The organism is Streptomyces sp. ME19-01-6 (genome assembly GCF_033793745.1).
GTDB lineage: Bacteria > Actinomycetota > Actinomycetes > Streptomycetales > Streptomycetaceae > Streptomyces.
In genome coordinates, this window is record NZ_JARAXF010000008.1 from 42,659 (window position 1) to 60,613 (window position 17,955).

Annotated in this window: 14 protein-coding genes; 9 read left to right on the top strand and 5 right to left on the bottom strand. The window is 73.0% G+C overall.

The window, feature by feature from the left end; genetic code table 11:
- Window positions 1-31: 31 nt before the first annotated feature.
- Genes PV419_RS20555 through PV419_RS20570 form a run of 4 tightly spaced genes read left to right on the top strand, consistent with a single transcriptional unit; the run spans window position 32 to window position 3,722 of the window.
- Complete coding sequence (locus PV419_RS20555; protein WP_319690993.1) at window positions 32-361, top strand: acyl carrier protein; 330 nt, start codon at window positions 32-34, stop codon at window positions 359-361.
- Between the two features lie 3 nt (window positions 362-364).
- Window positions 365-1,210, top strand: coding sequence for an alpha/beta hydrolase (locus PV419_RS20560; RefSeq protein WP_319690994.1), 846 nt, complete (start codon window positions 365-367; stop codon window positions 1,208-1,210).
- Window positions 1,207-2,475 carry a glycosyltransferase gene (locus tag PV419_RS20565; RefSeq protein WP_319690996.1) on the top strand — a complete coding sequence of 423 codons (1,269 nt, stop codon included), beginning with the start codon at window positions 1,207-1,209 and terminating at the stop codon, window positions 2,473-2,475. The genes PV419_RS20560 and PV419_RS20565 overlap by 4 nt, the downstream gene beginning before the upstream one ends.
- The gene (locus tag PV419_RS20570; RefSeq protein WP_319690997.1) at window positions 2,472-3,722 is read left to right on the top strand and encodes a class I SAM-dependent methyltransferase; all 1,251 of its coding nucleotides are present in this window, start codon (window positions 2,472-2,474) and stop codon (window positions 3,720-3,722) included. Before PV419_RS20565 ends, PV419_RS20570 begins: the two co-directional genes overlap by 4 nt.
- A gap of 74 nt (window positions 3,723-3,796) precedes the next feature.
- Here PV419_RS20570 and PV419_RS20575 read toward each other — a convergent pair whose 3' ends face one another.
- Complete coding sequence (locus PV419_RS20575) at window positions 3,797-4,081, bottom strand: hypothetical protein (protein ID WP_415925346.1); 285 nt, start codon at window positions 4,079-4,081, stop codon at window positions 3,797-3,799.
- A 242-nt stretch (window positions 4,082-4,323) separates the two neighbouring features.
- Here PV419_RS20575 and PV419_RS20580 point away from each other — a divergent pair, with 242 nt between their 5' ends.
- From PV419_RS20580 to PV419_RS20600, 5 genes are all read left to right on the top strand, one after another.
- Window positions 4,324-7,011, top strand: a complete 2,688-nt coding sequence (locus PV419_RS20580; protein ID WP_319691001.1) for an alpha/beta fold hydrolase — start codon at window positions 4,324-4,326, stop codon at window positions 7,009-7,011.
- Between the two features lie 139 nt (window positions 7,012-7,150).
- Complete coding sequence (locus tag PV419_RS20585) at window positions 7,151-8,005, top strand: ABC transporter permease (protein ID WP_319691003.1); 855 nt, start codon at window positions 7,151-7,153, stop codon at window positions 8,003-8,005.
- Window positions 8,006-8,116: 111 nt separating this feature from the next.
- Complete coding sequence (locus PV419_RS20590) at window positions 8,117-9,019, top strand: hypothetical protein (protein WP_319691005.1); 903 nt, start codon at window positions 8,117-8,119, stop codon at window positions 9,017-9,019.
- Window positions 9,016-9,840 carry an alpha-L-glutamate ligase gene (locus PV419_RS20595; protein WP_319691007.1) on the top strand — a complete coding sequence of 275 codons (825 nt, stop codon included), beginning with the start codon at window positions 9,016-9,018 and terminating at the stop codon, window positions 9,838-9,840. The genes PV419_RS20590 and PV419_RS20595 overlap by 4 nt, the downstream gene beginning before the upstream one ends.
- Before the next feature lie 142 nt (window positions 9,841-9,982).
- On the top strand, window positions 9,983-12,526 hold the full coding sequence (locus PV419_RS20600) for a SpoIIE family protein phosphatase (RefSeq protein ID WP_319691008.1): 2,544 nt from the start codon (window positions 9,983-9,985) through the stop codon (window positions 12,524-12,526).
- Window positions 12,527-12,724: 198 nt separating this feature from the next.
- Here the strand turns inward: PV419_RS20600 and PV419_RS20605 are convergent, their stop codons facing one another.
- The 4 genes from PV419_RS20605 to PV419_RS20620 form a co-directional block, all read right to left on the bottom strand.
- Window positions 12,725-13,954, bottom strand: a complete 1,230-nt coding sequence (locus PV419_RS20605) for an alginate lyase family protein (RefSeq protein ID WP_319691009.1) — start codon at window positions 13,952-13,954, stop codon at window positions 12,725-12,727.
- Window positions 13,955-14,020: 66 nt separating this feature from the next.
- Window positions 14,021-14,689, bottom strand: coding sequence for a ThuA domain-containing protein (locus PV419_RS20610; protein WP_319691010.1), 669 nt, complete (start codon window positions 14,687-14,689; stop codon window positions 14,021-14,023).
- 197 nt (window positions 14,690-14,886) lie between these two features.
- Window positions 14,887-15,936, bottom strand: coding sequence for a LacI family DNA-binding transcriptional regulator (locus PV419_RS20615; protein ID WP_415925355.1), 1,050 nt, complete (start codon window positions 15,934-15,936; stop codon window positions 14,887-14,889).
- Window positions 15,937-16,217: 281 nt separating this feature from the next.
- Window positions 16,218-17,855, bottom strand: coding sequence for an AMP-binding protein (locus PV419_RS20620; protein ID WP_319691013.1), 1,638 nt, complete (start codon window positions 17,853-17,855; stop codon window positions 16,218-16,220).
- Window positions 17,856-17,955 lie beyond the last annotated feature (100 nt).

Sequence of the window (17,955 nt, forward strand, 5' to 3'; positions counted from 1 at the left end):
GCGTGGGCGGAGAAGCGAACAAGGAGGCAACATGAGTACCGCCAAGCAGACCGCCGCGGCGCCGGCGGCGGACGACGAGGAGACCATCCTCGCGGACATCTCCGGAATGCTCCGGAGCATGCTCGACGAGTACGGCCTCGACGACATCGAGATCGCCGCGGACAGCCGGTTCATGGAGGACCTCGAGCTGGAGAGCATCGACCTGGTCACCCTGGCGGGAAGTCTGCAGGCCCGGTACGGACGGCAGGTCAACTTCGCCGAGTTCGTGGCGGGGCTGGAGCTCGACGAGATCATCGACCTCACCGTGGGGCGCCTCGTCGAGTACGTCGCCGGCTGTCTGAAGGCCGCCGAGGGGAGCTGACCGATGGCCATGGTCCACACCGGCGGACCGGACGGCGTCAGGCTCCATGTGCAGCGGCTCGGCCCCGGCCGGGCCGGGCCCGCTACCCCCACCGCCGTGCTTCTGCACGGCCTGCTCACCGACAGCCTGGCCGCCTACTACTTCACCGTGGGCCCCGGGCTCGCCGCGGCCGGGATCGACGTGGTCATGTACGACCAGCGGGGCCACGGGCGCAGCGAGCGCCCGGCGCGCGGCTACCGGCTGGAGGCCTTCGTCGGGGATCTGGAGCGGCTGCTCGACCGGCTGGGCATCCACGGCCCGGTGCACCTGGTCGGCAACTGCTTCGGCGGGACGGTCGCGTTCCAGTACGCGGTCCGCCACCCGGAGCGGGTGGCCGGCCTCTCGCTCATCGAGTCCGAACCGGCCACCCGCGCGTGGGCGGCGAAGCTCGACAGGCTCCTCGGCTACACCGCGGCCCAGTTGTCGGAGCACGAGGCCGAAGCCCTGGCCTGGATCGACGCCCATCATGGCGGGCACACCGCCCGGCTGGCCAAGTCGGCGGCCCGACTGGTGCGTACCACCACGATCGCCCAGGACATACCGTCGAGCGCGGTGCTGGACGAGGGCCGGATCCGTTCCGTGCGCAGCCCGGTTCTCGCCTTCTACGGCGCCGATTCGGACATGGCCGCCCAGGCGCCGTGGCTGGAGTCGCTGCTGCCCGGCAGCCGGACGGTCGTGGTGCCGGGCCATGAGCACTCGGTCCTGGTCGAGGTGCCCGCCCTGGTGCTCGGCCATGTCCTGGGCTGGATCGGCGAGCCCGGTGAGACGCCTCCGGTGGCGGCTCTCGCCGAGGTGGAGGCCGCCCTGTGAACGACACGCGCGACGCCGGCGCTCCGCACGCCGCCGAACGCCGCTTCCTGTTCGTGGTGCCGCCGCTCGTCGGACACATCAACCCCACGCTCGGCGTCGGGGCCGAACTCGCCGCCCGCGGCCACCGGGTGGCCTGGGCCGGGACGCCGGAGGTCGTGGGGCAGCCGGCCGGGGCGGGGGCCGTGGTCTTCCGCTGCGCGGTGCCCACGCTCGGTGCGGGCGACATCAGCGCGGTGCGCCCCGCGGACGTACGGGGCCCCGGAGCGCTGAAGTTCCTGTGGGAGCGCTTTCTGGTGCCGCTCGCCGAGGCGATGGCCCCGGGGGTACGGGCGGCGGTCGAGGAGTTCCGGCCGGATGTGGTGGTCGCCGACCAGCAGGCGGTCGCCGGTGGCCTGGTCGCCGAGCGGCTGGGCGTACGGTGGGCCACTTCGGCCACCACCTCGGCGGAGTTCACCGGGGCGCTGGACGGCATGCCGCGGGTCGGCGCCTGGCTGGCGGGGCTGCTGGAGGGGTTGCGCGGCCGGATCGGCGACCCGGCCGGGACGGCGGATCCCCGCTTCTCGCCGCATCTGGTGCTGGCCTTCACCACCGAGGAGCTGGCGGGCCGCCCCGTGCGGGCCGCGGAGCGGATCCGCTTCGTTGGCCCGTCGATCGCCGCCCGCCCCGCCGCTCCGGACTTCCCTTGGCGGTGGCTCGACCCGGCGCGCCCGGCGGTGCTGGTGACCCTGGGCACCGTCAGCGCCGACGCCGGGGCGCGCTTCCTCGCCGTCTGCCGGGAGGCCGCCCGCGCCCGCGCCGGCCGCCTCCAGACGGTGCTCGTCGATCCGGCGGGCGCGCTGGACACCGCGCCCGGCGCGCCGCTGGACCACGATGTGCTGGTGGTGCGCGGGGTCCCTCAGCTGCCGCTGCTGGCGCGGGTCGCGGCCGTCGTGTGCCATGCCGGGCACAACACCGTGTGCGAGGCCCTGTGGCATGGCGTACCGCTGGTCGTGGCGCCCATCCGCGACGACCAGCCCGTGGTCGCCGGGCAGGTGGTGGCCGCCGGGGCGGGCGTGCGGGTGCGGTTCGGCCGGGTCACGGCGGCCGGGCTGGGCGAGGCCCTCGACGCCGTCCTGTACGAGCCGGGTCATCGGGCGGCGGCCGAGCGCGTCGGGGCGTCCTTCCGCGCGGCCGGCGGCGCCGCCGCGGCCGCCGACCACCTTGAACGGCTGGCCGCGCGGGCCGCCACCCGGACACTTTCGCACCCCTCATTGGAGGAGAGATGAGCAGCGGCGCCGAACCCCCCACCGCGCCCGGCCCCGGCCGAGGCCACCGCCCGGCGGTAGCTGAGGGAAAGCCGAAAGGGCGCGCCGCCGTCGAAGGGGAGAGCGCACGCGAGCCGCAAGGGACGAAGGGCCGAGAGGCGGCCGTCGACGGGGGCTCCGGCGCCCCGGAGGCGAACCGAGCCCCGAAGAAAGGTGATCGCGCCGCGGCCGTTGCCGCGCTGCGCCCGCGCTATACGGACGATCTCGCGCGGGGCACCGCGCGGTTCTTCGAGCCGCGCCGGGTCGACTGCCCGTGGTGTGGCTCGGCCGGACTGGAGGAGCGGCTGCACACCACCGACCTCTTCCAGCACAAGCCGGGCCGCTTCCGTCTGGATCGGTGCCGGGACTGCGGCCATGTGTTCCAGAACCCGCGGCTGAGCGGCGAGGGCCTCAAGTTCTACTACCGGGACTTCTATGACGGCCTGGGCGAGAAGGACATGGGCGGTCTCTTCGCGGGGCGGCGGAAGACGTACGTCAGGCGCGCGGAGTCGCTGCGGCCGTTCGCCGGGGCCCCGGGGAACTGGCTGGACGTCGGCACCGGGCACGGCCACTTCTGCGAGACGGCCCGCACGGTCTTCCCCGGCACCCTCTTCGACGGGCTGGACCTGAGCGCCGGGGTGGAGCTGGCCGAGAGGGCGGGCCGGGTGACGCGGGGCATCCGTGGCGGCTTCGTCGAGCGGGTGGCGGAACTGGCCGACGGATACGACGTGGTGAGCATGTTCCACTACCTGGAGCACAGTACGGACCCCCGCGGGGAGCTGCGCGCGGCGCGGCGCGCGCTGCGCCCGGGCGGACATCTGCTGATCGACGTGCCCGACCCGGAGAGTCGCTTCGCCCGGCTGCTGGGCCGCTGGTGGCTGCCGTGGCTGCAGCCTCAGCACCTCCACTTCGTGCCCGTGGGCAATCTGCGCGAGGAGCTGTCCGGACTCGGCTTCACCGTGGTCGCCGAGGAGCACGCCGGGCCGCACGACCCGGTCGATCTGCTGGGCGCGGTGTGGCTGCTGCTGAACGCCCTCGCCCCGCCCGAGGACCAGCCCTGGCTGGCGCCGCCGCCGGGGCGGGTCCGCCGGCTGCTGCGCACGGCGATCATGCTGGCGGGCGTCCCCGCCCTGCTGGCGGCCGCCGCGCTGGACCACTTCCTGATCAGGCCGCTGGCCGGCCGGCGCCATCTGTCCAACGCCTACCGGGTGGTCGCCCGGCGCGACTGACATCACCCGCGAAAGCCTGCGGGCGCCTGAGAAAGGCCCGCCGCGCCGTGGAGACGACGGCGCGGCGGGGCGGGTCAGCGGTGCTCGTAGCGGATGAGGGACCGCACCATGCGGCAGGTGGTGTCGGAGGGCGGGCGCACCCCGATCCGGGCCGCGGTGGTGCGTATCGTGCGGTTGGGCGCCTGCTCGGGGCGGTACACCCCGGAGTTGAGCAGGGCGATGGCCAGACGCATGGCCTTCAGCCGGCGGTGGTGGGTCTCGTACCACTCGCGCGGACGTCCGGCGGGCACTCGTTTTGTCGGGAGGGTCGCATAGCTCGGCAGATCCGGGAGAGGTGTAACGGCAGCGGCCATCGGCATCCTCCAAGGGAGGTCGGGGACCCTTGTTCTTGACCCCTCCATTCTACTGCCGGGCACTGACAAAAGCCCCTGGCCACGGGCGGTTTGAGCAGGTCCGGAAAACCACTCTCGGCACGCCCGCCGGGCCGCCGCGCCGTACCGCGCCCGTCGTACGGAGGACGGGCAGGATACTCCCCGGGGAGGGGCCCGGAATCCACCCGGTGTCAGCGGCCCTGCCTCGGAGGCCCGCTTAGGGTGCAGACATGATTCTGCGAAAAGCCCGGCTGCGCGGCCGACGGCTGGTGGTGGCGGCAGCCGCGGTCGTCGTGCTCGCCGGTGCGGGCACCTGGGCGGCCGCCGCCGCCTCCGACGGTCGCCCGTCCGTCCACCGTGAGGACCGGGTGCTGGACATGCCGGGTGCCCACATCGACACCTCGTACTTCACCGCGGGCTCCGGCCGCAGGCCCGCGGTGCTGCTCGCCCACGGCTTCGGGGGCAGCAAGGACGACCTGCGGGCACAGGCCGAGGAGCTGGCCCGCGACGGATACGCCGTGCTGACCTGGTCGGCGCGCGGCTTCGGCGCGTCCACGGGGAAGATCGGGCTGAACGACCCGAAGAGCGAGGTGGCCGATGTCCGGCGGTTGATCGACTGGCTGGCCAAGCGGTCCGAGGTGCGGCTCGACGCGGCCGGCGATCCCCGGGTGGGGGTGGCGGGCGCCTCGTACGGCGGGGCCGCCTCGCTGCTCGCCGCGGGATACGACCGCCGCGTCGACGCCATCGCCCCCGCGATCACCTACTGGAACCTGGCCGACTCGCTCTTCCCCAAGGGTGTCTTCAAGAGCCTGTGGACAGGCATCTTCTTCACCACCGGCTCGGCGGCCCCCACCGCCGACCCGGGGCGCGGTGGCCAGAGCGGCCAGGAGGACCGGGGCGGCCAGGGCTGCGGCCGGTTCGAGGAGCGGCTGTGCGCGATGTACGAGCGGGTCGCCGTGTCCGGCAAGCCGGACGACGCCGCCCGCCGGATGCTGGAGGCCCGCAGCCCGTCCGCCGTGGCCGACCGGATCAAGGTCCCGACGCTGATCCTCCAGGGCCAGACCGACTCGCTCTTCCCGCTCGACCAGTCGGACGCGATGGCCAAGGCCATCAAGGCCAACGGGGCGCCGGTCGCCGTCGACTGGATCGCCGGCGGACACGACGGGGGCGACCCCGAGACCAAGCGCGTCACGTCCCGCACCCGGGCGTGGTTCGACCGCTATCTCAAGGGCGACAAGGGCGTGGACACCGGCCCGGCCTTCCGGATCACCCGCACCGGCGGGTTCGACTCCACCGACGGCGCGGCCCGGCTGCGCGGCGCGACGGGCGACAGCTATCCGGGGCTCACCGGCCACGGGCGGACCGTGCGGCTGAGCGGCGGCACGCAGTCGTTCGCCAACCCGCCCGGCGGCGGACCGTCGGCCGTCTCCTCGGTCCCCGGCATCGCGGGGCTTTCCCAGGCCTCGTCCCTGGGCGTCGGGGTCTCCCTCGACTTCCCCGGGCAGTACGCCCGGTTCGACTCCGCGCCGCTGCGCCAGTCGCTGCGCATCACCGGCTCCCCCTCGGTCACGGTGCGGGTGAAGGCGGACACGCCCGACGCGGTGCTGTTCGCGAAGGTGTACGACGTGGGGCCCGACGGGAGGCAGGCGCTGCCCGCGCAGTTGGTCTCCCCCGTGCGGATCACCGGCGCCGAGCGGGGCAGGACCGTCGAACTCCGGCTGCCCGCCGTCGACCACGAGGTGGACCCGGGCCACCGGCTGCGGCTGGTGCTGGCCGCGACCGACCTCGGCTACGCCTCGCCGGCCGAGCCCGCCGATTACACCGTCTCCCTCGCCGACGGCGGCCTGACGGTCCCCACCGCGCCGGGCGTGCGCACCCAGTCCGCCCCGCTGCCCTGGTGGGTGTGGGGGCTGCCGCTGGTGGCCGCCGTGGTGGCGCTGGTCCTGCTGCTGACCGGCAAGCGGCGCACGGACGCCCCGGCTCCCGACCCCGAGCTGGCCGAGGTGCCGCTGCGGATCACGGGGCTGAGCAAGCGATACGCGAAGTCGGTCGACCGGTACGCGGTCAAGGACCTCTCCTTCACCGTGGAGAAGGGACAGGTCCTCGGGCTGCTCGGGCCCAACGGCGCGGGCAAGACCACCACCTTGCGCATGCTGATGGGACTGATCACCCCCGACAGCGGTGAGATCCGCGTGTTCGGACACGCCATCAGGCCCGGCGCCTCGGTGCTCTCCCGCGTGGGCGCCTTCGTCGAGGGGGCGGGCTTCCTCCCGCATCTGACCGGCCGGGCCAACCTGGAGCTGTACTGGCGGGCCACCGGCCGCCCGGCCGAGGACGCCCACCTGGACGAGGCGCTGGAGATCGCGGGGCTCGGCGACGCGCTGGAGCGCGCGGTGCGCACCTACTCCCAGGGCATGCGCCAGCGGCTGGCCATCGCCCAGGCCATGCTGGGCCTGCCCGATCTGCTGATCCTGGACGAGCCGACCAACGGCCTCGACCCGCCGCAGATCCGCGAGATGCGCGAGGTGATGATCCGGTACGCGGCGGCGGGCCGCACCGTGATCGTCTCCAGCCATCTGCTCGCGGAGGTCGAGCAGTCCTGCACCCACCTGGTGGTCATGGACCGCGGCCGGCTCATCGAGGCCGGCCCGGTCGAGGAGATCGCCGGCACCGGGAACAGCCTGCTGGTCGGCCACGAAGGCGAGCTGAGCGACGCCCTGGTGGAGAAGGTGGGCGCGCTGCCGGGGGTCGCCTCCGCGGCGCGTACCGGCGACGGGCTGCTGGTACGCCTCGACGGCAGCGGCCCCGCGCAACTGCTCGCGGAACTGGTGCGGCTGGAGATTCCGGTGATCAGCTTCGGGCGGGGCCGGCGCTTGGAAGACGCGTTCTTGACCCTGATCGGAGGAGGGGCCGCATGAGCGTGCCGCAGGAAGAGGGGCGTGTGTCCTGGCGCGCTGCGCGGGCTGGACTGAGGAACCGCGCGGTGACGGAGGAGCGAGCAGTGACGAAGGAAGCCCGCGCAGCGAAGCGCGCCGAGGCTGAGCGGGAGGGAGGGGCATGAGTTCTCTGGTGGAGGCGGCGCCCGGACACCGTCCGGGCCGTACCCTGCCCCTGCGGGTGGAGGCGGTCCGGCAGTTGCGCCGACGCCGGACCCTGGTGATGGCGACGGTGCTGGCCGCGCTGCCGTTGGTGCTCGTCGCGGCCTTCGCGCTCGGTGGCACCCCGGAGGGGCGCGAGAACCGGACCACGCTCATGGTCACCGCGACGTCCTCCGGGGTCAACTTCGCCGCCACGGCGCTGTTTGTCTCGGCCGCATTCCTCCTGGTCGTGCCGGTGGCGCTGTTCTGCGGGGACACCGTCGCGGCCGAGGCCAACTGGTCCTCGCTGCGCTATCTGCTGGCCGCGCCCGTGCCCAGGACCCGGCTGCTGCTGAGCAAGCTCGCCGTGGCGCTCGGGTTCAGCGCGGCCGCGATCGTCCTGCTGCCGCTGGTGGCGCTGGTGGTGGGGACGGTGGCGTACGGCTGGGAGCCACTGCGGCTCCCCACGGGCGGGTCGCTGGCCACGGGCGAGGCACTGGGGCGGCTCGCCGTCGTGGTCGCGTATATCTTCCTGTCCCAACTGGTCACCGCGGCGCTGGCGTTCTGGCTCTCCACCGTCACCGACGCCCCGCTGGGCGCGGTCGGCGGGGCGGTCGGGCTGACCATCGTGGGCAATGTCCTGGACGCGGTCACCGCGCTCGGCTCCTGGCGCGACTTCCTGCCCGCGCACTGGCAGTTCGCCTGGCTCGACGCGCTCCAGCCCCATCCGGAGTGGAGCGGCATGGTGGAGGGCGTGTCGGTCTCCGTCGCGTACGCGCTGGTGCTGGTCGCGCTGGCCTTCCGCGGCTTCGGGCGCAAGGACATCGTCTCCTGACGCACGGCCGGTCCCGTTCCCGCCCACAAGTGCTCCGGTGGGCCATGACATGCTGAGACGTTGTGGCGCGCCGGACGGGTCGGCGAACCTCCGGCGTGACAGGGAAGGTCGATGAGGCTCTGCTTTCTGGTGGAGGAGCACTACCGCTACGACGGCATGCCGTTGGAGGTGGTCCGACAGCTCACCGCCTGGGGGCACCGGGTGGATGTGGTGTGGCCCGGGAGTTCGTTGGTGAGCGTGTCGGAGGCGGTCGGGGCGGGCGGCCACGACGCCTGGGTGCTCAAAACCGTGTCCGGGGGCCCGGGCCTGACGCTGCTGGAGGCCGCCGCGGCCGTGGGGCTGACGACGGTCAACGACGCGCGGGCGATCCGCGGGGTGCGGGACAAGGTGCTGGCGGCGGCGATCGGCTCCGCCCGGGGGCTGCCGATGCCGCGGACCTACGCGGCGGCCCGGCCCGAGTCGCTGGCGGAGATTCCGGAGGCGGAGTTCCCGCTGGTGGTCAAGCCCGCCGACGGGAGCTCGGGGCGGGCGGTGCGGCTGGTGTCCTCCCCCGACCTGCTGACCGGGCCGGGGGCGAAGCCGACGGGGGAAGGGATGCTGATAGCCCAGCCCTATGTGGCCAACTCCGGGATCGACCTCAAGGTCTACTGCGTGGGCGGCGAGCTGTACGCGACCGAGCGGAGCTCGCCGCTGCACCCCGACAAACCGGTGCGTGAGCGGCGGGTGCCGCTGTCCGCCGAGGTGGGCCGGATCGCCGCCGAGGCCGGCGCGGTCTTCGGCCTGGACCTGTACGGCGTGGACGTGCTGCTGGGCCCGGACGGCCCGGTGATCGTCGATGTGAACGACTTCCCGAGCTTCCGTCAGGTGCCGGACGCGGCGGCGCGGGTGGGGCGGGCCGTCCTGGAGCTGGCCCGCCGGGGCCCGAGCGGGGCGGGGACGATGGCCGTGGTGCCCGCCCGGACGCGGGCGCGGGTGGCGGAAGCGGTCCCCGCGAGCGCCGGCGAGGGCCGATGAGGATCGGTCTGATCACCCCGGAGCCCGGTCACCCGCTGCTGGCCGCCGCGACCGCGCTGCTGACGCCCCGGCACCGGGTGGAGACGGTTGATCCGGGCGCCTGGGACGGCGCACCGGAAGATCCGGACTCCTTCGGGACGCCCGCCGATGTCTATCTGCTGAAGGCTCGGACGCCCCGCGCGCTCGGTCTGGCCCGCTACCTGGAGGAGCGTGGCGCTCCGGTGCTGAACGCGTCGGGGGCGACCGGGCTGTGCCAGGACCGGACGGCGATGGCCGAGCCGGCGCTCCGGGCGGGGCTGCCGTTCGCGCGCACCCAAACCGTTCCGGCCCTCGCCCGGCTCATCGGCGAGGAGCTCGCGTATCCGGTAGTGATCAAGAGTCGGCACAGCCGGCGGCACGACCTGGTGGCCCGGGTCGACGACGACGCCGGGCTGCGCGCCCTCTGTGCCGTCTGGTCGGACGAGCCGGTGGTGGTGCAGCCGTTCACCGAGAACAGCGGCTGGGACCACAAGCTGTGGGTGATCGCGGGCCGGGTCTTCGCGGCCGTGCGCAGGTCGGAGCTGGCGGACCCCGACCGCGGCCCGGCGCTGCCGCTGGCACCGGGGGACCTGCCGGACGGCTGGGCGCGGCTGGCGCTGCGGGTCGGGTCGGTCTTCGGGCTGCAGGTCTACGGCGTGGATGTGATCGACGCGGGCGGCGGGGTGCCGCTGATCGTGGACATCAACGCCTTTCCGGGGGTGCGCGGCCAGGTGGGCGCCCCCGAGGCGCTGGCCGAGCTGGCGGTACGCACCGCCGAGCGGGGCGCCGTCCCGGCCGGCTGAGCCCCCGCGAGCACATTCCGGTCCGGACCACGGCCCGGGTTCGATTGAGCGGGCCCGGGGCCGGGGATCATTGGGGAGAGGAGCCGTGCCGTCCGGGCCCCGAGCCCGGGCGGTCGGACACGGCCCGGCAAGGCAGACGCCGATGCACAAGGACGATTCCGCGAGGCCCCACGGCAGGGCCGAGAAGTTCGGGCACCAGGAGGCCGCACCGCTCTCGGCGGCGATCGAGGTCGATGCCGGCGGGTACGTCACGGCCTGGGGGCCCGATGCGGCGCGTCTGCTCGGGTACCAGCCCGGCGACATGCTGGGGCATCCGGTGCGGGACCTGCTCGCCGCGGATCTCCCCGCCTCGGCCCGGAGATATCTGCACGCACGGCCGGGCGACAGCTGGAGCGGCCCGATCAAGGCCAGGCACCGGGACGGGCACCCCGTGGGGCTGACGGTCCAGGCACATCCGCTGACCGACGCCCGCGGCGGGATCCGCTGGCTCGTGGTGGCGGGCGCGGGAGCGGCTGCCCGGCACGGCACGGAGTCCGGCGCACCGGAGCTGTCCGAGGAGGAGCGGCTGCTGGAGAACTGGACGCTGGCCCAGATGCCGATTCCCGTGGCGGTCTACAACACCCAGGCGCGGCTGGTGGGCGCGAACCTGGCCATGACCCGTCTCATGGGCCAGTCGGTGGACCAGATGCGCGGGCTGCGCCTGCGCGAGATGGACCCCCGGCCCATCGTCCAGGAGCTCGACGGGCTCCAGGAGCAGGTCATCCGCACCGGAGAAGGGATGAGCCACGAGGGCTTCGACCCGTTGTCCGATGAGCCGAGCAGGCCCGCCTGGGCCGTCTACCTGATCCCCGTGAAGGACGCCGTGGGCGTGGTGCGTGGCCTGTCGGCGGTGGTCTTCGACTACACCGAGCAGCGCCGGGCCCGCCGTCGGCTGACCATCGTCAACGAGGCCAGCGTCCGGATCGGCACCACCTTGGACGTGACCCTGACGGCGCAGGAACTGGCGGACGTGGCGGTCGACCGGTTCGCCGACTTCGTCACGGTCGACCTGCTGGACGCGATCTACCACGGGCAGGAGCCGACGGTGAGCCCGGCGAGCCGGGCCGTGGACTTCCGCCGTACCGCACAGCAGTCCGTCCTGGAGGGCTGCCCGGAGGCGGCGCTGGAGGCCGGAGGCGCGGATTCCTGGCCGGAGTACTCGCCCCCCGCCCAGGCCCTGGCGGCCGGCCGCGGCGTGCGGCACTCGACCAGGGAGGAGGAGATCCGGCGCTGGACCCGGGAGGTCCCCCGCCGTGCCGAGTCGGTGCGCCGGTACGGGATCCACTCGGTGATGGCGGTGCCGCTGATCGCCCGGGGCACCACGCTGGGGGTCGCGATGTTCTACCGGCATCGGACGCCGGAGCCGTTCGACGAGGACGATCTGCTGCTGGCCGAGGAGATCACGGCGCGGGCCGCGGTGTGCGTGGACAACGCCCGCCGCTACACGCGCGAGCGCGCCGTATCGCTGGCCATCCAGCGCAGCATGCTGCCACGGCCGGGGATGCGGCAGGAGGCCGCGTCGATCGCCTCCCGCTACCTCCCGGCGCACACCGCGGCGGGGGTCGGGGGCGACTGGTTCGACGTCATCAGGCTCTCCGGGGCCCGGATCGCCCTGGTCGTGGGCGATGTCGTGGGGCACGGGGTGCACGCCGTGGCGACCATGGGGCGGCTGCGGACCGCGGTGCGCACGCTCGCCGACATCGGTCTGCCCCCGGACGAGCTGCTCACCCACCTGGACGATCTGGTGATCCGCCTGGATGAGGAGGAATTCCACACCACCGAGGCCGAGCTCCGCCACCGGGCCGGCGATGGCGCGGCCGAGGAGCAAAAGGGCAGCACGGGCGAGCTGGGCGCCACCTGCCTGTACGGGGTGTACGACCCGATCACCCGCACGGCCTCCTTCGCCAGCGCCGGCCATCCCGCGCCCGTCGTCGTCACCCCCGGCGGGGCGGTCACGCTGCCTCCTGTGCCCCCGGGGCCGCCGCTGGGCGTGGGAGGCCTGCCGTTCGAGACCGTCGATCTGGAGCTCCCGGAGGACAGCACGCTCGTCCTGTACACCGACGGGCTGCTGCGGGCCGCCGCCCCCGACCCCGACGAGGGGCTGGCGCTGCTGTGCCGGGCACTGGCCGAGCCCGCCGAGTCGGCCGAGCGGATGTGCCAGTCCGTGCTGGACGTCCTCACCCCGGACCGGGGCAGTGACGACGTCGCCCTGCTGATCGCCCGGACCCGTACCCTGGACGCCGGCAACGTCGCCACCCGGGACGTGCCGGCCACTCCGGCAACCGTCGCCGAGGCGCGCCGGTGGGCCACACGACAGCTGGCGGCCTGGGGCCTGGAAGAGGCGATCTTCACCACCGAGCTCGTGGTGAGCGAGCTGGTCACCAACGCCATCCGCCACGCCAGCAGCCCCATCCAGCTGCGGCTGATCCATGACACCGGGCTGATCTGCGAGGTCTCCGACACCAGCAGCACCGCCCCGCATATGCGCCGGGCTCGCACCTTCGACGAGGGAGGCCGCGGACTGCTGCTCGTCGCCCAGCTCACCCAGCGCTGGGGCACCCGGCAGACCTCGCACGGCAAGGTCATCTGGGCCGAGCAGAGCCTCCCGCCGGGCGGGGCGAACGCCGCCCTTTCGATCTCCGCCTGAAATGCGAGCAGCCTAGGACAGAGTTACGGCGTCTTTGTGGGTGGAACGGGAGACAGGGGGGCCGTTGTGAACTGTAGTCAGTGCGGAGCGCCGGTCATCCAGGGGCCGAGCGGCGGTTGGAGTTGCAACAACTGCGGAGCCTCGGGATGACCGGCGTGGAACGAAGACCGTCGTACCGCCTTACCTGGTGTAGCCGCCTTACTTGGCGTACAGCAGAGTGCCGAAGCCCGTCTGGTCGAAGCCACCGCTGGTGGAGCCGTAGTCTCCACCGCCGCCCTCGGGACGGCCCTTCTCCGCCATGGCGGTGATGTACGGGACGGACAGGCCCCGGCGCCTGGCGTAGTGGTAGTGCAGGATGTCCCACACCGGCCGGCTCTGGCCGCGGCTCGCGGAGGAGATCACGGTGTGGGACTGCTGGGCGCAGTTCTGGCCGGTGCCCCAGGTGTACGTGGTGAAGGGGACGTCCTGGCCGAGGTTGTACTTGGCGACGTACTGGGCGGCCTTCATGAAGCGGTTGCTGTCGTAGCCGTACAGGTCCTCGCCCTGGGACCAGGCCATCTCGCAGAAGGCGCCCATCTGGCCCATGCCCATCATGGTGTGGCCCTGGTCGCGGCCGGACTCCTGCCACTGGGCGAGGCCCTGGCTGTCGTACACGAACGGGACGGCGTGCTTGATCGAGCCGTTGCCCGCGCCGTTCTTGAAGTAGTTCACGGCCTGGTCGTACTTGGCCGCGTCATCGCACAGGATGCCGATGGCCAGGACCGAGTTCATGTTGCACAGGTCCCAGTTGGCCCAGTAGTTGGTGATGCAGGCGTCGTTGTGGCCGGTGAGGAACTGGTTGTTCAGCGGGTAGAAGACGTTGAGCATCATCGTCTTGAACCGGTTGAGGTCGAAGCCGGAGTAACCCCGCATCAGCTCGGCTGCGTTGGCGAACTGGTAGCCGTAGAGCCCGGCGGCCAGGAACCGGTCGGCGTTTCCGGTGAGCGTGGTGAGCTTGGCGGACCAGGCGTTGAGGATGTCCCGGGCGGTGTCGCCGTGGGCGGTGGTCCCGGCGATGTTCCAGCGCAGGGCGTTCTGGTAGGCGGCGTGGATGTCGTTGTAGAGGATGCCGTAGTTCTCGCCGGTGCCGCCGCGGATGATGGTGGCCTGCGGGTTGGCCTTCCAGCCGGACTGCGCGTGCGAGTTGGCGATCAGTCGGTTCCAGCCGGCCAGCCAGGGGTCGTCTCCGGCGGCCACCCGGACCTTGGCGCGGTTGAGCTCGCCGTAGGCGTGCAGCATGCCGGGGTGGGTGAAGGTGGCCGGGGCGGCGTCGGCGGAGCCCGCGGTGACGGCGGCGGTGAGGCCGCCGGCGGCGCCCGCGAGGGCGAGCCCTCCGGCGGCCTTCAGCACTCCGCGGCGGCTGAGCTTGTGCGTGTTCTCGCGGCTCATCGAGAAGTCACTCCCATCGTGGGGGGGCGGTCGTGGGGGGGTTGGGGGGGGTGGTGCGGGATGTGGTCAGGGCTGTGATCGCGCCACGTGGCGGAGCCCGCCGAGGAGGTGGGCCCGGAAGGCGGGATCGTCGTACGCCTCGGGGGTGTGTCCGAGCCCGGTGTAGAAGACCCGGGAGTCGCCGTGCTCATGACACCAGACGAGTGGATGGTCGTCCCCCATCCCCCCGCCCTCGTACGAGGTCTCGTCGGCGGAGGCCAGTACCCGCACCGCACCGCGCGGGCTGGCCCGGAAGTCGTACCACTCGTCGGTGAACGCCCAGGTGGCACCCAGGTGGCTGGTCGCCGGGTGGTCCCGGTCCTCGATGGTGAGGACACCCGGCTGCAGTGCGGGGTGGCGGTCGAATCGGGCCCCGAGCAACTCGCCGTAGTACGGCCAGCCGTACTCGGTGCAGGCCGCGGCGTGCACACCCATGAACCCGCCGCCCGTCCCGCAGTAAGCCCGCAGCGCCTTCCGTCCCTCAGGGGTGAGCACATCGCCGCTGGTGGAGAGGAACACCACGGCCGCGAAGCCGTCGAGGCCGCTCTCGAGGTCCCGCGGATCCTCCGTCGCCTCCACGTCGAAGCCGTGCTCGGCGCCGAGCTCGCGGAAGGCGCGGACACCATCGGGAATGGAGTCGTGCCGATACGCGGTGGTGCGGGTGTAGACGAGGAACCTCGGCCGGCTCTGCGCCATGGTGGTCGCTCCAAGAAGGCGTGCGGTGGGGGAACCCAGGAAACCGGTGTCCATCATGGGCGCGCCGCACCATGCTGTCTTCCGCCGCTACCAGACCCGAAATTTTTCGATCGTTTCCGCCACGACTGCCGCCGCGCGGAAGCAAGGGACAGAGACCGTTTTCTAGACCTTTTCGACGCTGCTCGCCACGCCGTCTGCTACGCCGTTTCCCGGCCCTGGGGACGGCCGGGGCCCCTGGTCGACGCGCGGATGACGATATGCGTGCCCAGCACCTGGTGCTGGCTCTCGGGCAGTTCCTCGCGGTGCAGGGCCAGCCGCACCGCGGTGCGGCCCAGCTCCTCGTGCGGCACGTGCACGGTAGTCAGAGCGGGGTAGACGTCGATCGCCACCGGGATGTCGTCGTAGCCGGCCACCGAGACGTCCTCGGGCACCCGCAGACCACCCTCGCGCAGCGCCTGCAACGCCCCCGCCGCCACCATGTCGGTCCCCGCGAACACCGCGCTGAACTCGGCCCCGGAGGCCAGCAGCTCCCGGGCCGCGCGGTAGCCGTGGGCGCGGGTGAATCTTCCGTCCAGGATCAGGGCCGGGTCCGGGCTCAGGCCCATCAGCTCATGGGCCCGGGTGAAGCCACTGATGCGCTGGGTGCTCGTGGACAGGCCCGGAACCCGGGCCAGATAGGCGATCCGCCGGTGTCCGGCGCTGAGCAGGTGGGTGGTCATCGCGAAGGCGCCGGCCTCGTTGTCGTAGTCCACGACGGTGGCCGGTACGCCCTCGCCCAGCGGCGGCCTGCCGACCAGCACCAGCCGCGAGCCCACCCGGTCCAGGGCGTGCGCGAAGTGGGCCATACGGTCCTGGTAGGCCTTGTCCTCCCAGGCGCCGCCGACCACGATCACCGCGTCGGCCCGCTGCTCGCGCATCATCTCCACCACGGCGAGGACGCGCTGCGGGTCGCCGTGGGTGGTGCACAGCATGCACAGCCGCCCCTCGGCGGACGCCTGCTCCTCCACACCGCGCGCGATGTGCGCGTAGAAAGGCCCGGTCACATCGTCCACGACGAACGCCACCGTCTTGTTGGTGGACCCGCCGAGCGCGCGGGCATGCGCGTTGACCACGTAGTCCAGCTCGCGCATCGCCTTGAGCACCCTGGCCCGGGTGGCCGCGGCCACCGGATAGGTGCCACCCATGACGCGGGAGACGGTGGACGCGGACACCCCGGCACGCTTGGCGACGTCCCTGACCGTGGACACGTCCCTGCCCGTGGGGGACTCCGCCCGCTTGCCCGCCTTGCCCGCGCCAGTCGCCGCTGCTGCCTCGTTCACGTAGGCCTTTCCCCCCTTTTTCAGGGCTCGGTTCTCCCCCAGCTACCGCTGGGAGGTGCCCCCGCCGGGGCGCTACAGCCCCTGTCGACGGTCGACCACGCGGCGGTAGCCGCATATCGGACGCAGCCTCGGCCCTTCGGCTCACTCGCCCTGCCCGCCGGGTAACCGCCCGCTCACGATAGCCGAGCGGGGGCCACCTCGGACCCGGCTCAGCGAGCGCGGGAGCTGACCTGCCGCGGGCGCAGCAGGAAACGCTGGGTCTTGCCGCTCGACGTCTTGGGCAGCTCGGCGACGAAGTGCACACTCCGCGGGTAGGCGTGCTTGGCCAGCCGGTCCCTGACCAGCTGCTGCAGCTCGGCGGCGAGGGCGTCGGGGTCCGAAGGCGACGACGCCCCCGCGCGCAGCACCACGAAGGCCTCCATGACCTCGCCGTGTTCCTCGCTGGGGACGCCGACCGCGGCCGCCTCCGCCACGGCCTCGTGCTCCAGCAGCACGCTCTCCACCTCGAACGGGCCGATGCGGTACCCGGCCATCAGGATCACGTCGTCGCTGCGCCCGGAGAAGAACAAGTGGCCGTCCTCGTCCCGCGAGGCGGTGTCGCCGGAGTAGAACCAGTGTCCGTCGGGGCTGAACTTCTCGGCGGTCCGCTCCGGAGCGTCGCGGTAGCCCTCGAACCACATCAGCGGGCTCTTCGTGATGTCCATCGCCACCCGGCCGGGCCTGCCGGTCTCGGCGACGGCGGAGTTGGTGTCCTCGCGCAGGACGGTCACGCTCCAGCCGGGCAGGGGCCGGCCCATGGAGCCGGGCTTGAGGTCGGTGCGCAGCGCGGGGTGCCAGGCATTGGCGATGGCCATGCCCAGCTCGGTCGAGCCGTAGTGGTCGCGCACCGGGATGCCGAATGTCCGCTCCGCCCAGGTGACCACGTCCGCCGGGAGCGGCTCGCCGGCCGCGGAGGCGCACCGCAGCCGCAGTCCGTCGGGGGCGGGCGTGCCGCGCAGCCTGCGGTAGACGGTGGGGCCGGCGGTGAAGTTGGTGATGTTGAAGCGGGACAGCACCGCCCATGTCGCCTCGGCGGAGAACAGACTGTTGAACAGCAGGCTGCGCAGGCCGAGGGCGAGCGGGGCGATGATCGCGTAGTACAGCCCGTAGGCCCAGCCCGGGTCGGCTGCGTTCCAGAACACATCGGTGGGCCGGTGGTCGAGGCCGAACTCCTGGTACATGGCGAATCCCGCGACGGCCCGCAGCGGGATGGGCACCGCCTTGGGCGGGCCGGCGGTGCCGGAGGTGAACAGCTCCACGATGGTGGCGTCCCCACCGAGGGCGGCCGGTGTCTCCAGCGGCTGATGTCCCGCCACCAGCTCGGCGAACGACAGGTCGCCTTCCTCGGTGGGCCCGGTGGTGATGATCCGCCACAGCCGGTCCGCGGGGAGGTCGGGGCCCGCGGCCAGCTTGGGGCGCTGCCCGGCGTCCGTGATCACGACCTTGGTGCCGTTGCCGGTGATCCGCAGGGCGATGGCCGGCGGCGCGAACGCCGTGAACAGGGGCACCTGGACGGCGCCGATCCGCCAGATCGCGAGTGTCGCGACGAGCAGTTCGGCCGACTTGCTCATCAGCGTGGCGACCCGGTCGCCGGGGCCCACCCCGAGGGCCGCCAGGGCGCTCGCCATCCGCGCCGAGGCGTCGCGGAGTTCGCCGTAGGTCATGTCGTGCCCGTCCAGGTCGGCGCCGACCACCGTGAAGGCGACGGCGTCGGCCGGGTGCCGGTCGCACAGCAGATGGGCGGTGCACGCCGCCGGATCTCCGAAGGTCTTGAGCAGGTCGGCCATGCGCTGTTCCGGGCTGGTCAAGTGGGCTCCTCGTGCATGCGGGCGAGCGGAATCCAAGTGCCAAGGGCGGTGGCGTCCCTATCGGCTTGTACACGCTATCGCGCCCGCGCGCGAGCTCGGC